We start from the raw sequence: 14,268 nt of genomic DNA, 5'->3' as shown, positions 1-14,268 counted from the left end.
CCCCCCCCCCCCCCCCCCCCCCCCCCCCCCCCCCCCCCCCCCCCCCCCCCCCCCCCCCCCCCCCCCCCCCCCCCCCCTAGAAAGGGCGTTGTGAGCCACCCAGATGAGCCTGCGAGCACGACCGATGATGGCGGGGTCATTTTTACTTTCCCAGCGCACGAGACTCGCTGGGGCCAATTGCTCCTTGGCGTTGGTTTTACGGCCGGCGTTTTCGTTAGCCGCAAACTTATCGGAGAACTTGCCCACGAACATCAGCAGGCGGTTGCGGAGCGTATCGGACAGGCTATCGACGGCGGCCGTGTACGGGATGTCGTCGTAGGGCCGGTACGGGTCGCCGGGGTTCTGGTCCGGCCCCAGCAGGTGCGCCACGGCGGCTTTGAACACGGGTGGGCAGTTGTCGTCGTCGGGGTCGGGCACGAGCGAGGCAAACACCACTGCCCGGCACACGGGCAGCGGCCGCCGCGCCCACCACAGGTGCAGCGTCGAGATATGGCCGTGGCGAATGGACTTATCGCGCACGCTCTCGGCCGACACTTCCTTGACCGGCATGGCCACTTCAATCAGTTTTTTGCAGGGTGCGGGGGTGGGCATGGAAAGAACAGCAAACAGCGCTAGCGAAGGAAAAAGACTACCAAGTTAGGGCTTCAGCCGGGGCTTGTGCAAACCAGCGGTCAATGGCTGGGACTAATTGCCGCTGCCGCTTCATCTCGTGCCAAACGGTAGGATGCGCGTTGGTTTGAATAGCACGGCGAATGGCCTGAATCACCCGGTCTTGTTCCTGCCGCAAAGGCTTGGCGCGGTCCACCCGCTCATGGTCCGGTTCCAGCTTGGCCACCAGTCGAGCCAATTGGGTGTGGGTTTTGGCCTGCTCAGCCTCGGCGCAATCGCGCAGGCGGTCACGATAAAACAGGAAGGCTTTCTTACGGGCTTCCGTTAGCGCTGGCCGGTCACTGAGTTGCAATAGTTTGATAGTATAAGCAGCCTTGGCCTTCTCACGAGACGAGGTAAGCAGCGGGTGCTCACTGAACACGAAGGTGCCGCCAGCAACGTCCAGCCATAGGAAATAAAGCGGGTCTTCCAAACGCGGTGTGATAAAGGCGCTATCGTCGGTTGGCGGCACCGGACGGGGGCGGTCGCGGGGCGTTAGTTCCTTTATCGTGCCTGAATGTGCTGGGTCAAACACGGCGTAGTCATCACTTTTGTAAGTCGTGTTGCAGGTCTTACAAGCCAGGATGTAGTTTTCCCATTCAAACGTCCTTTCCGGAAAGGAGCTTTTGGGGAAAATGTGCTCCACGTCCGTGGCTTCGTTGTTCTCGCAATAATTGCAGATTTCGACCCCGACACACATCGCCGTCAAGTCAGCTTTTATGCGCTGAAAGGCTGCCGCACCGCCCGCCACTTTGGTCTTACGGTCCCACAATCCTTGGGCCCGCTCTACCCGGTCGCTAAAACTACCGCTGCCGTCCACATCCGTCTGCTGTGCGGTTAGGTGTGCAGCAGCAGTTGGGTCTACTGCTTTAGGATTCAGCTGGAGCATCCGTCGTAAAAATTTTGCGCAGGTGCCACATTTCTTTCTCTTCTTCCTTCGATAACTGCCCGAAGGCAAAACGAGCATTCAGGCTGGCCAGTCGTTTAAGTTTATCAAGTGCTTCTGGCGACTGTTCTACGTCGTCACCAAACGCATCCGTGGCGTAAGCATCCAGGATATTACCGTAAATCAGCCGGTCACGCTCAATACCCGTTACCTCTCCCGATTTTTCGTTGGAACCGGGCGCGGCCAGGCGGTAAATACTGCCGTTTTCGGCGGCCCGGCATACCAGCGGGCTGTGCGTGGTTACGATGAATTGGATGTTGGGAAAATGCTTGGTGAACCACTGGCCAATATGGGTTTGCCAAGTGGGATGCAGGTGAACATCTATTTCATCTATCAGTACCACACCTGGCACGGCAATTTCCGGCTGCTCGAGTAATAACCGCTTGAATACTTCTTTTTCCCCATACAATAAAACCAGTTGGCGAATCAGTTCAAACGCGATGCTTAGTACCGAGCGAAAGCCGTCGCTCATTTGCCTTACGTCAACTTGGGCACCGTTAGCATCTTGGAACAGCGGCCCGTCAGCCCCCATCTTAATGAATTTGGCGCCATGTGGCAGCAAGCCGCTAGTATTAATGAGTATCTTTAAATTGGAAACCAGTACACTGTCGCCAGGCCGGCTTACCGTACTTTCTTCAATGGTTTTCAACCAGCGGTAATCATTTTCCTTTAACCAAGATAACGCTTCAGTCAACGCCAAATCTTCGTTGAAAAGTGAAAAAAGCGCTGCTGCCTTTGGCGAAGAAGAAGAATATATCTTGAGCAAATTCGTATCGCCACCATGTAGCCGCCTGAACGAACCGAATCCGGCGGCAAACCACCCATCTTTTTGGCTCCAGATGTAATTACTAGGTGAGATGCGACCGTTGCCGGTTCCTTTCAATTCAACATAGCTTAGCGCTGGGCTAAGGTTTTCGCGCACAAACTCAATGTTCGCTTTGAACGGTTGTACGAGTGGTCGGCTACGGCCTGCGTAGCCATCATAACGCGCATCCCGCCGAACTGTAAGGCTAATTCTAGCACTATCGCAGCTCCGACGCAGCCAGTCGCTGAAATCTATGCGAAGGGCTTTTGCATCGCCTGGCCCCATCAATGCCAGCGCAACAGACCGCAATAAGGTCGATTTACCAGTTCCATTGTCCCCGATAATAACGTGCCAGCCAGCGGGCTTTGGAAAGCTTATAGCGAGGCTTTTCAGCCCCCGGATATTCTTAATATCTACCGCTTCAACGTACATCGGCTGCTTCTTTTTGTTGCCACTCGCGCATGGGCAGAAAATATTGTACTCCCCTACTCTTTTGCTCAAAAGTAAGCCTGTTGGCGGGGTTCTGAATGCGGTGCAGGGTGGGCTGGCTTTTGCAGCTGACCACGATGTAGAGCCAGGCCGCATCGCCGAGCTGGGCGAGGCGGTTGAGTTCATTCTCGCTCAGCATCACGCTGCCGTCGGGGCCGCTGCGGCCTTTAACTTCGATGTAGCGTTTGAGGTGCTCGGGGCTGGTGCTGCGGATGTCGTAGCCCTCGTTGCGGGCCGATACGTCGGTGGGCGTCCAGCCCTGGGCGGTTTCGTAATTCATAGCCGTTTGCATGGCGATGGCCTCGGCCTCGGGGTCGCGGCTCATGCCGTAGTGGCCCTGGTACTCGACGCCGGACAGGGGAACCACCCAGGCGCAGCCCAGCACCTCGGGCAGCTTGGGGGTGAGGCGCAGGCGGTCGTCGAGCAGGCGCAGACGCTGCTGCTTGCGGGCTATCAGGGCGTTGATGCGCTGCTGCTTGTGCTCCAGCTTGTCGTGCACGCGGCTGTCGTGACCCTGAAATAAGAGCTTGCTTTGCAGCTCCGTGATTTCGCCCGACAGCTCCATGACCAGGTGCGTAAACGCCGTTTCCAGGTAGTCGCGGCGGCGCTCGGCATCGGCCTGCACGCGCTGCTGGGTATCGGCCAGCCGGGGCAGGGTGACGTACTCGAAGCCCCAGGCCACCACCTCGTCGGCGTGCACCACGGCGGGCGGGGCCACGGTTTTGGCAAAGGCCGTGGGCGGGTGCAAATCCAGGAACTTGGCCGGCGAGGTGTAGGTGAAGGGCTGGCCGGGCACCTGGCGTACCAGCAGCAGGCGCTCGTCGGCGATGCTGTCGCCCTGGTGGTGCGGGCGCTGGTCGGTGAGCTGCGACTTGACGAAGAAGGCCAGGTATTCCTCGGGGTCATCGGGCGAGATGAGCACCGTGCCGCGCAGCATGTCGCCCCGAAACTGGCGGCGCACCACGCTTACCAAGGCATCAAACACCGGATTGCCGGGGTTGATATAGTGCACCCGGCCCAGGTCGCCGGCCCCACGCTGATAGTCTAGAAACACCTGCTTATCAAAGCAGAACAGCAGCTGGCTTACTACGTCGGCCACCAGGTTATGCTCTTGGCGCAGCGTTCGGGTGAGGGCCTCGGGTAGCTGGGTGAGGTGAAAAATGGCCGGCCGTACCTCGTCGTAGGTGCCGCCGAGCTGGGTGAGCGCCCGCTCGAAAAACAGCCGCACGTAGATGGGTTGCAGGCGCTTTTCGTCGGAGTCTTCCTTTAGCTCGCGGGCGCTGCCGTAGTCCACGGGGCTATGGGCCAGCCGGGCGCGCTGCTCGCTGATTTTGGCGGCGAAGCGGGCCGCTAGGGCTTCGGCGGGCTGGGCCAGCAGGTCGTCGAGGGCGGTGGCGCGGCCGTGCAGCACCGAGTCGAAGATGGCATCGAGCTTCACGTTTTCGAGCACATCCTGAATTACGTCGTACACCCGGTCATCGCCCAGGCTCTGGCGGATGATGTCGAGCTTGGAAAGCAGGCGTTCCAGCACCTGACCCTCGCGGGTGTTGCTAGCCACCAGGTTGAGCACCAGCACGTCCTGCTGCTGCCCGTAGCGGTGAATGCGGCCCATACGCTGCTCCAGGCGGTTGGGGTTCCAGGGCAGGTCCCAGTTGAGGAGCAGGCGGCAAAATTGCAGGTTGATGCCCTCGCCGGCCGCGTCGGTGGCTAGCAGAATTTGGGTGGCGGGGTGGGCAAAATCGCGCTGGGCCTGGCGGCGCTCGTCCACCGTTTTGCTGCCGTGAATGGTGGCCACGCGGTAGCCATTGTTGGTGAGGCGCTGGGCCAGGTAGTCGAGCGTATCCTTGTGCTCGGTGAAAATGACGAGCTTTTCGCCCCCCGATACCTGGTGGCTGGTCAGCAGCTCCTGCAGCTTTTCATATTTACGCTCGGCCTGCTGGCCGGTATACAGCTCGTCGGCCAGGGCATGCAGCTCGCGCACTTCGCGCGCCTCATTTTGCAGCTCGGGCAGGCTGCGGGCGGTGGTAAAGAGCCGGAATTTGCGCGGGTCGGCCAGGATGGTTTCCAAGGCTGCGCGGTCGTCGTCGCCCAGTTCGTCGTAGTCGTCGAGGCTGTCCACATCGTAGCCTTCGAGGCGGTGGCGCTGCTGCCAGAGGGCGGGGTTGCGGGCCACCTCATCTACCACGGCTTGCAGGGCGTTCAGGCGCTGGCGCAAGGTGTTGCGGATGGCGTAGATGGAGCTGACCAGCCGGCGCTGCATCACGGTGAGCGCCAGCGACACGTGCACGTTGCGCGACTCGGAAGCTTCTTCCCGGCGCTGGGTTAGGTAGCGCGTCACGGCATCGTAGAGGCGCTTTTCGGGCAGGGTCAGCTCGTAGGCGATGGTCTGGGTGAAACGATTTTTGTAGAGCGGCTGGCCCTGCCAGTCCTTCATATCCTCCTTGAGGCGGCGGATGAAGAACTTGTTCAGCCCGTCGCTTTCCAGCTCGCGCACGCGGGTGGCGGCCAGCTCGTCGGTGGCAAAAATGTCCTCATCCAGCAGTTGCAGCAGCTTTTTGAAGGTGTCGGTGCGGCCCCGGTGCGGGGTGGCCGTGAGTAGCAGCAGGTGCTCGCAGTGCTCGGCCAGGCGCTGGGCGGCCTCGTAGCGGCGCGACTTATAGGTTTTGGTGGCGTACTCGTAGGCCGAGAGTTTATGGGCCTCGTCAATTATCACCAAGTCCCAGTGCGCATTGGCGGCCACGTTCAGCACGTCCTCTCGTGAGAGAAAATCAATGGACGTAACCACCCGCTGGGCGGTACTAAAGATGGTCGGGTCGGCCGAGAAAATACTGCGGTTGACGAGCGTAAAGGGCAGGTTGAATTTGGCGCCCAGCTCGTCTTCCTGCCACTGTTTGGTGAGGCCGCCAGGCGTCACGATGAGCACCCGCTCCACTAGGCCTCGGTTCATCAACTCCTTTATTAGCAGACCGGCCATGATGGTTTTTCCGGCCCCGGTATCGTCGGCCAGCAAAAACCGGATTTTGGGCAGCGGCAGCAAAAACTTGTACACCGCCTCTACCTGGTGCGGCAGCGGGTCCACAAGGCTGCAATTGACCGCGAACAGTGGGTCGAACAGGTGGGCTGAGTGAATGCGCTCGGCCTCCGCAAACAGCGTGAAGCGCGCCGGGTCGCCGCTGAAGTCAAACGCGCCTTCCTCCGTGATAATGCGCAGGCGCTCGGCTTCGGCTTCGGTGATGACCTTGCTGCTAGCCCGCTGGGTATTGATGCCGGTGTAGGTTAGGGCCAGCATACCGGCCAGCGGCTGCACCTTGGTGAGCACCACCGGCTCGGTGGGGAGGAGGTCGGCCACAATCTGGCCCGGTTGAAGCAGCATAGCTGAAAAGGAGTGCGGCGGATGGAGGCCAAAGGTATCAGTGCCTCCTGCTGTCCCGGTATATCCCGCCGCCAGGTTAGCCCTGGGGCAATGAGATTTTTGCCATAAGCACAGTACAGCTTGATGTACTGGTCGCCTCGGGCCCGCCCCATCTTCCAGGCTGCGGGGCTCTCTGGACTGGGGCCGGCCCCTACCCCGCCCCGCAAAGTAGCCGGCCAGTATGTTTGCGCCTGCACTCCAGCCTTATGCGTCGGGTGCCGGCCAGCACCATGGGCAATTCCTCCCAATCTTCCGCCACCGGCGAGCCGGGCGCCCTTAGCGGCTACGTGCCCCAGCTCAGCGTAGTTGCCCGGCTGGTGTACCACGAACTGGTAAGCGGCCGGCTGGAATGGCTGTGCCTGGCCGACCCTGAAGCGCCTAAGCTCGACGACATTCCATACGCGACGGCTGCGGAGCTGCACGCGTACCAGGTGAAGTGGAGCAATAAAGGCACGCCGTTGGGGCTGGCTGAATTCCGGCAGGTGCTCCCCGGCTTTATGCACAGCTGGCAGCACCTGCGCGACGCCCCCGGGCGCGGGGCAAGCGAGTAACGGCGCACCTGCTGACCAACCGCCCGCTGTCGAGGCACGACCGGGTGCTGAGCGGCTCCGATTTGGCAGGTAGCTTTTAGCTTTCCGCAATTTTATGCCGAAGCCTGGCTCCCTATGCAGAACGGGCAGCCCTACGCAACCAAGTGGGAGGTACTCTTACGGCAGCTAGGGGCGCTCGCCGGGCTGGATGCCGACCAGCTGCACGAATTCGCGCGGCATTTTGTGCTGCTGCCGCTCTAGGCGTACCAGCCGTTTAGCCCTGCGCACCAGCAGCGGCAGGAAGCGGAGGAGGTGCAGCTTTACCACTACTTTTGGGCCAGTTGGCGCTACCCAACCGGCAGATAGCATTCTCGGCGACGCAATTGCTGCAAGCCCTGGGCTGGAACCCCGTCCGTACCAAGGCGAACCACGACCTGGTGGTAGACCAGCAAAAGTACCAGTCCCCGCTGCGCACGCTGGCCGCGCTCAACGAGCGGCTGACGCAGCTACCGGGCGGTTATGTGTTCGTGGCGGGCGGCCCCGGCACCGGCAAGGCCACGCCACTCACGCAGTGGGTCCGGGCGCTGCCCGAACGCGTCCGGGTGGTGAAATACTACGCCTTCGACTTTACCGCCCCCCCCGGCAGCTGGGACAATACGAGCCGGCGCGGGGAAGCCCTGCACCTGCTCTACGACCTAGGCGGGCTTCTACGGCGAGCCCGTGCTGCCGCATCTAGACTATGAGTTTCTACGCGGGGCGCTGCGCCGGCAGTTCGAGGCCCTGGCCGAGGACTTTGCCAGCACGGGCCGCAAAATCCTGCTCCTGATAAACGGCCTGGACCACGTGCCGCACGAGTATCAGGTGACCGCGAGCCTATCTGGCTACCTGCCCCCGCCCGACGGGCTACCGGCGGGGGTGTACGTCGGTCGTGCTGGGCAGCCAGTCGTTTGAGCTGCCCGACTTACGCCCCGAGCTGCGGGCCGCCTGGGCCCAGAGTGACCGCCGCGTGCCGATGGAGCCGCTGAGCCGGGAAGAAGTGACGGGCTATGCGGCGGCCTGCTGGCTTCCGCAGCGCCTAACGCTAGCGCAGCAGAAAGCCCTCTATAACAAGACGCAGGGTCACCCGCGATACCTGGCCTGCGTGTGCTGGCAGCTGCTGCAAGCACACGACCCCGACCAGGTGCTGACCGGGGCCGATGCGTTTGACGGCGACCTGACGGCTTACTACGTGCGCATCTGGCTCGGCATTTTGGTAGTTCACAGTGCGGCCCACCACCTGACGGCTTACTACGTGCGCATCTGGCAGCCGCTGGCGGCGTAGCCCGCGCTCACGGACCTACTGGGCTTGCTGGCGCGGGTGGCCGGACCGGCCCAACCGGAATTTATCAGCGCCCGGGGGTATCCGCAGGCCGTGCAGGACGACCTAGTGCGGCAAGCCGGCCCCCTGTTTCAGCTGACTGCCGAGGGCTGGTCGTTTTTTCACAACTCCTGCCGCCAGTTTGTGCTGCTGCACACCGCGCGCAACCCCCTGACCAGGCAATCGGACAGCCAGGCCGATGCCCACTACTACAAGCGGCTGGCCATCTACTACCAAAAAGTGGGGAGGGCCAGCAAGCAAAAACCGCGGCGGGCCGAAGGGCCGGGAGCCAAGCAAGCCTGCAATGCCAGCTACCATTTTTACCGGGCCGGCAAGGTCAAAAAGTTTCTGCGGCTTATTACCCCGGACTGCCTGGGGCAGCAGCTCCTTGATTTTCAGCCCGCCGCCGAAATCCGGCGCGACATCGAGCTGGGCCTGCACCTGGCGCGCGAAACCAGCGACGTGGGGGCTGCTGGCCCGGTTTCTGTTTGCGCTAGCCGAATTTACCCAGCACCTCGACCGCTGCAACCCGGCCGGCCTGGTGGACGAATTAGTACAGCTAGGCCGCCCGGACCTGGCCCGGCAGCTGCTGCGCAGCGGCAGCACGCTGCGGGTGCCGGAAGCGGTGGCCTTGCGCGCCGCCGGCCTGTTTCAGCTTGCCCTCTGGCAAAAGCTCACGCCCGACCGCCGCGACACCTGCGCGCCGCCGGCCTGGTTCAGCTTGCCCCCTACCAGGATTTGGCCGAAGCGGCCCTGCTTTTTCGCCTGGCGGAGCCCCTAGCCGTGCGCCCCGACGGGCTGGTGATTGACGGCACCGAATTTTACGCCCAGGTGCAGGGCACCCTGCGCGCCTGGGTGGCGGCCGCGTGGCGCTGTTACCCACTGTCCGACCTGCTGGCCCGGCTGCGCCACATCCGAATTGTGGGGGGGGCACCCAGCAGCAGGTAAGTTTGAGCAAATCGACTTATTACTAGAGCTTGAGCATTGCCTGCTACTTGCCGAGGTAAAGTGCATCGGCTCCCCTTGGAAGCTCGCGATAAGTATAATGCGCACAAGCGGGTGGAACAGGCCGCCAATTAAGTAAACCGGAAAGCCAATTTTATCAGCGCCAATCAACCAACCCTAGCGGCCGGCCTGGCCAGCAAGCCGGTGGTCAAGGTCGTGCTCACGAACTATCCCCTGCTTTCCGGCCTGGTAGTGGCCGGGGCGCCCGTAGCCGACGCCCCCTTTTTGCCCCATTACATTGCAGACGGCAACTCGCGGCAGGGCCTTACGTCGATTGATGCTCAAGGCAACCGTGACTACTCAAAAAGTAAGCTGGTCAGGTACTACAAAGATGCGCTTACGCTTTGCCAGAACATGCACCATTACCTGGCTCATCCGGTATTTGTCGAATCTACCAGGCAGTACTGCTCCTGGCGGGCGGCCAGGAAGTGTTAACAGTTGCTGCCAACTGAATAAAAGCCAGAAAATGCGCATCCAACTTGTCGTAGCGCGTGGCCACGCGGCGAAAATGCTTGAGACGGCTAAATAGCCGTTCAACGGGGTGGCGCTGGGCGTAGCGAAACGCGTCGTAGGCTCGTAGGGTGCGGCGTCTGCTCCGGGGTGGAATCACGGCTTGTGTGCCGCGCACAGCCAAGGCGACCACAAGCGGGTTGGAATCGTAGCCCCGGTCGGCAATGAGGTAGTCCGGGGCCAGGCCGTCGAGCAACGGCAAGGCCTGCGGCGCGTCGTGGCGCTGCCCCGCCGGCAGGCCGCCGCGCAGGAATCGGCCTCGGGCATCGGCCACCACATGCAGCTTGCTGGTCAAGCCGCCGCAGCTGCGCCCGAGGGCTTGTGGCCCGTTTTTTTGCGCGCTCCGCTGGCGTGCTGGTGGGCCCGCACGGTCGTCGAGTCCACCAGCAGCGTGTGCAGCGCATCGTCTTGTTGTACAGCCGCCAGCACCCGGGCCCACACGCCCGAGGCCGTCCAGCGCTGGAAGCGCGTGTACGTGGTGTGCCAGTTGCCCCACTCGGCTGGCAGGGCCCGCCAGCGGCAGCCGTTGCGCGTCAGCCAGAGAACCGCCTCCACGAAGCGCTGGTTGTCCTGGCCCCGGCCACCTTTCGTCCCTTCGCGCCCTGGCAGCAGCGGCTCAATACGCGCCCACTGCTCGGCGGTTAGCAAATACTCCATGCCCAGACATACCACCTACTGTTAACACTTCCTAGCTCGATATTTCAATTCCTCCTGGTCCAATTGAAGCTGTTATGTTACCCGGATTACATAATATGATAATAATATTTTAATTTCTTCTAGCTCAATTGAAGCCTCTCTAGAAATGGAGCCCAAGCGATGGTTGTAGATATTTCAATTCCTCCTAGTCCAATTGAAGCGCCAAAGCCTGCTAGACGTGGCTATCTGGCTGCTCGATTTCAATTCCTCCTAGTCCAATTGAAGCCGGCCGACGGCCTAAGTCAACAAACCCAGCCGGGCATTTCAATTCCTCCTAGTCCAATTGAATCGCCGACCCGTTGGTGTACAGCCTTTACGGCGACGCTATTTCAATTCCTCCTAGTACAATTGAAGCGAGTGCCCCATGAAGCCGGCCGGCGGGGCGGGTGTCATTTCAATTCCTCCTAGTCCAATTGAAGCTCACGAGCTTTTTCATGCTGTCGTGGTCGGTGCCGAATTTCAATTCCTCCTAGTCCAATTGAAGCCAATGCCGGCCGGGCGCGGGCTCACCGTCAAAATTTATTTCAATTCCTCCTAGTCCAATTGAAGCCGATTTGCTGCTCGGGGTGCAGGGCCTGTTCGGGCTATTTCAATTCCTCCTAGTCCAATTGAAGCGTACAGCAAGTAGATGCGCCGCGAGCAGCACGCGCTATTTCAATTCCTCCTAGTCCAATTGAAGCGGCGCGGCGGCCTCGACGGCGGCCAGCTCGGGCGCGGATTTCAATTCCTCCTAGTCCAATTGAAGCTACTCCGAAACCGCTGCTAGTGCCTGGTCTAGCAACTTTCAATTCCTCCTAGTCCAATTGAAGCTTTTGTGGCGGTGCAGCGTAGCGCGTGAGAACAGTTCTTTCAATTCCTCCTAGTCCAATTGAAGCCAGCCGATACAAACCCACCTGGATACTAGAGCAGCTCTTTCAATTCCTCCTAGTCCAATTGAAGCTATTCGCAGCCCATTAAGTATAAAACTGGAATACGGCTTTCAATTCCTCCTAGTCCAATTGAAGCGGTGGTGGTTTCGGGGTTCATACTTAAAAAGGGTAACTTTCAATTCCTCCTAGTCCAATTGAAGCTCTTGAAAAATCCTGTCATGCTATTCATGCACTGGCGCTTTCAATTCCTCCTAGTCCAATTGAAGCGCGGCGGCGCGTCTTCGCGTCTTCTTCCTTGATTTTTTCTTTCAATTCCTCCTAGTCCAATTGAAGCTTTGTCGATGTAGAAAGTGAGCAGCGGCCCTTTCTCCTTTCAATTCCTCCTAGTCCAATTGAAGCCGTTGCTTCTTCAGCAGATAGCCCGGCCAATTCATCCTTTCAATTCCTCCTAGTCCAATTGAAGCCCGAAGCCGCCGCAACCACCATCACCCACCAAGGCTCTTTCAATTCCTCCTAGTCCAATTGAAGCGCCGAATTGAATGGCCGCTTCTGCTATAGCGAAAAACTTTCAATTCCTCCTAGTCCAATTGAAGCCCAACTGCTAAAGGCTGGCCTCATCAGCAAGAGCGACTTTCAATTCCTCCTAGTCCAATTGAAGCGTTGGCATCGCTGCCGGCTTGTACCAGGCCAGCCTCTTTCAATTCCTCCTAGTCCAATTGAAGCCCTTTCAATCGACAGATTTAACGCCTATCAAAGATCTTTCAATTCCTCCTAGTCCAATTGAAGCAATCAAACAGATTGCCGACCGAATCCTGTTCTTTCACTTTCAATTCCTCCTAGTCCAATTGAAGCACGACCTTCCCGACATCGGTTGCGTTTTGCTGAACACTTTCAATTCCTCCTAGTCCAATTGAAGCTTGGTTGCGGTGGTCTTTGCCATCGAAGTAGGTAGTCTTTCAATTCCTCCTAGTCCAATTGAAGCTTCCTGATGCCTACATCGAAGTATGGCCGGTTTCCCTTTCAATTCCTCCTAGTCCAATTGAAGCACGAAACCAACCTGACCAGGTACGAGGCCCACACCACTTTCAATTCCTCCTAGTCCAATTGAAGCGCGCGGGGCCTATATCGGCCTACTAGCAACAGCCTGCTTTCAATTCCTCCTAGTCCAATTGAAGCTGCCCCGATACAGCCGTTCACCCACTAGCAACATACCCTTTCAATTCCTCCTAGTCCAATTGAAGCCGCACCAATTCGCTTAATCAGGCTCTCAACTACCGGCTTTCAATTCCTCCTAGTCCAATTGAAGCGACGCCTTTTAGGGTGTGCACGGCCACCGAGCCCTCCTTTCAATTCCTCCTAGTCCAATTGAAGCGCTGTTCTTGAGCGAGGCGCAGGACGTAGTACCCGGCTTTCAATTCCTCCTAGTCCAATTGAAGCCTCAATGCCTAGCTTAGCCAAGCCCCTTTCCAACTCCTTTCAATTCCTCCTAGTCCAATTGAAGCGGCCACGTCCACCGCCTGGTTGCAGTAGAGTACCACTTTCAATTCCTCCTAGTCCAATTGAAGCCGGCCAGCAGCGGAATCCACTTGGCGGCAAAATCAGACTTTCAATTCCTCCTAGTCCAATTGAAGCCGCAAGGAGTGGAAAGCTATCACTGGTGACTCTGACCTTTCAATTCCTCCTAGTCCAATTGAAGCCCTCTTTCTCTTCTCGGCCAAAGGCAAGAAGGGCAACTTTCAATTCCTCCTAGTCCAATTGAAGCGCAGGCGGCCTTGAACAGGTGGGCGTCGTTTAGCTCCTTTCAATTCCTCCTAGTCCAATTGAAGCGACATTTGGGCGTCGGTGAAGCTATGCGGGTCCTGATCTTTCAATTCCTCCTAGTCCAATTGAAGCAGCGCGGCAAAGACCGGCATCCCGAACACGGTAAGCTTTCAATTCCTCCTAGTCCAATTGAAGCATGGCCAGCAGGTCAACGCCACCTTCAACCAGATGCCTTTCAATTCCTCCTAGTCCAATTGAAGCGATGGCCAACTGCGTGGCGCCGGCGGCGCCGGCAGTCTTTCAATTCCTCCTAGTCCAATTGAAGCCACGCCGGCCGGCCGGCTGGTGATGACCGTGTTCGCCTTTCAATTCCTCCTAGTCCAATTGAAGCACCCACGGGGCTAGCTTGCGGGTAGCGTGCTTGGCGTCTTTCAATTCCTCCTAGTCCAATTGAAGCGTTGCGCAGGCAGGGCAGGGCGTAATCCGCAGCATCCTTTCAATTCCTCCTAGTCCAATTGAAGCGGTGCGATAGTGGCGGCATAGTAGAGCTTACCCTTCTCTTTCAATTCCTCCTAGTCCAATTGAAGCGAGATAAATCCGGAAAGCCCGCTGGCCCTGCCAGCCCTTTCAATTCCTCCTAGTCCAATTGAAGCGTAGGCGCTACCTGGATACCCGAGTAGTTATCCTTTCTTTCAATTCCTCCTAGTCCAATTGAAGCAAAGGTTCCCATCGCCGTTTACTGAGAAATTTTTGCCTTTCAATTCCTCCTAGTCCAATTGAAGCCCGCCAATTTATACTCAAAAATACGTCTTAGCGCAGCAGAAACGCACATTAAAAAATACCTCAAGTCGTCGGTCAGCAATAAGAGGAAAATCCTGGGCGTGCGACGACTCTATAAATCAAGTATTTATACTCTGAGCACAGATAAGAGAGCCGAAACTTGGCTACTTAATTTTGTATCGACAACTGGCTAACCCTACAAAAACGACCCCAATGGGCTTCGCTCATGGCCCCAGACCTGCTTTTCCAGCCACTGCTCCGTGCGACTTCTAAAGATGAGAATGCTATCCTCCTTCTGGTCCAAAAAAGAAGCAGCCTTTAGCAGTAACTCCTGCAGCTTTGCTTCGCTGATTTCGCCCTCAAATACAGAATTCTGTATCCAATGTAGGTAGCGACGGCAAAGTTTAAGCAGCTTGCCTACGCGTTGTTGCTTCACGTCGTATACCAAAATTACGTACAT

At 58.5% G+C, this 14,268-nt stretch carries 11 protein-coding genes, 1 pseudogene and 1 CRISPR repeat array; of the genes and pseudogenes, 6 read left to right on the top strand and 6 right to left on the bottom strand.

Annotation, left to right across the window (positions count from 1 at the left end; all coding sequences use genetic code 11):
* The 4 genes from Q5H89_RS16260 to Q5H89_RS16245 form a co-directional block, all read right to left on the bottom strand.
* Positions 1-591: DUF1156 domain-containing protein (locus Q5H89_RS16260; protein WP_305020397.1), on the bottom strand; the 591-nt coding region annotated here is incomplete at its 3' end.
* A 37-nt stretch (positions 592-628) separates the two neighbouring features.
* On the bottom strand, positions 629-1,537 hold the full coding sequence (locus Q5H89_RS16255; RefSeq protein WP_305020396.1) for an HNH endonuclease: 909 nt from the start codon (positions 1,535-1,537) through the stop codon (positions 629-631).
* Positions 1,518-2,831, bottom strand: coding sequence for an AAA family ATPase (locus Q5H89_RS16250; protein ID WP_305020395.1), 1,314 nt, complete (start codon positions 2,829-2,831; stop codon positions 1,518-1,520). The genes Q5H89_RS16255 and Q5H89_RS16250 overlap by 20 nt, the downstream gene beginning before the upstream one ends.
* Positions 2,821-6,261, bottom strand: a complete 3,441-nt coding sequence (locus Q5H89_RS16245; protein ID WP_305020394.1) for a helicase-related protein — start codon at positions 6,259-6,261, stop codon at positions 2,821-2,823. The genes Q5H89_RS16250 and Q5H89_RS16245 overlap by 11 nt, the downstream gene beginning before the upstream one ends.
* Before the next feature lie 245 nt (positions 6,262-6,506).
* Between Q5H89_RS16245 and Q5H89_RS16240 the strand changes: the two genes are divergently transcribed.
* From Q5H89_RS16240 to Q5H89_RS16215, 6 genes are all read left to right on the top strand, one after another.
* Positions 6,507-6,851: a hypothetical protein gene (locus Q5H89_RS16240; RefSeq protein ID WP_305020393.1), complete on the top strand. Its 345-nt coding sequence runs from the start codon at positions 6,507-6,509 to the stop codon at positions 6,849-6,851.
* A gap of 114 nt (positions 6,852-6,965) precedes the next feature.
* Positions 6,966-7,091: a hypothetical protein gene (locus tag Q5H89_RS16235; protein WP_305020392.1), complete on the top strand. Its 126-nt coding sequence runs from the start codon at positions 6,966-6,968 to the stop codon at positions 7,089-7,091.
* A gap of 71 nt (positions 7,092-7,162) precedes the next feature.
* Positions 7,163-7,573: a hypothetical protein gene (locus Q5H89_RS16230; protein WP_305020391.1), complete on the top strand. Its 411-nt coding sequence runs from the start codon at positions 7,163-7,165 to the stop codon at positions 7,571-7,573.
* Complete coding sequence (locus Q5H89_RS16225; protein ID WP_305020390.1) at positions 7,551-7,781, top strand: hypothetical protein; 231 nt, start codon at positions 7,551-7,553, stop codon at positions 7,779-7,781. The genes Q5H89_RS16230 and Q5H89_RS16225 overlap by 23 nt, the downstream gene beginning before the upstream one ends.
* Positions 7,759-8,151: a hypothetical protein gene (locus Q5H89_RS16220; RefSeq protein ID WP_305020389.1), complete on the top strand. Its 393-nt coding sequence runs from the start codon at positions 7,759-7,761 to the stop codon at positions 8,149-8,151. Before Q5H89_RS16225 ends, Q5H89_RS16220 begins: the two co-directional genes overlap by 23 nt.
* A gap of 90 nt (positions 8,152-8,241) precedes the next feature.
* Positions 8,242-9,135 carry a hypothetical protein gene (locus Q5H89_RS16215; RefSeq protein WP_305020388.1) on the top strand — a complete coding sequence of 298 codons (894 nt, stop codon included), beginning with the start codon at positions 8,242-8,244 and terminating at the stop codon, positions 9,133-9,135.
* A 448-nt stretch (positions 9,136-9,583) separates the two neighbouring features.
* Here Q5H89_RS16215 and Q5H89_RS16210 read toward each other — a convergent pair.
* Together Q5H89_RS16210 and cas2 are read right to left on the bottom strand one after the other, a co-directional pair.
* Positions 9,584-10,359, bottom strand: a pseudogene (locus tag Q5H89_RS16210) (IS5 family transposase).
* A 171-nt stretch (positions 10,360-10,530) separates the two neighbouring features.
* Positions 10,531-13,811: direct repeats of the CRISPR family, unit length 29 nt; unit sequence CTTTCAATTCCTCCTAGTCCAATTGAAGC.
* 193 nt (positions 13,812-14,004) lie between these two features.
* On the bottom strand, positions 14,005-14,268 hold the full coding sequence (cas2, locus tag Q5H89_RS16205; RefSeq protein WP_305020387.1) for a CRISPR-associated endonuclease Cas2: 264 nt from the start codon (positions 14,266-14,268) through the stop codon (positions 14,005-14,007).

This window comes from Hymenobacter cheonanensis (genome assembly GCF_030581075.1).
Lineage (GTDB): Bacteria > Bacteroidota > Bacteroidia > Cytophagales > Hymenobacteraceae > Hymenobacter.
The sequence above is the reverse complement of the archived record's forward strand: the minus strand, read 5'-3'. Positions and strand labels throughout refer to the sequence as shown.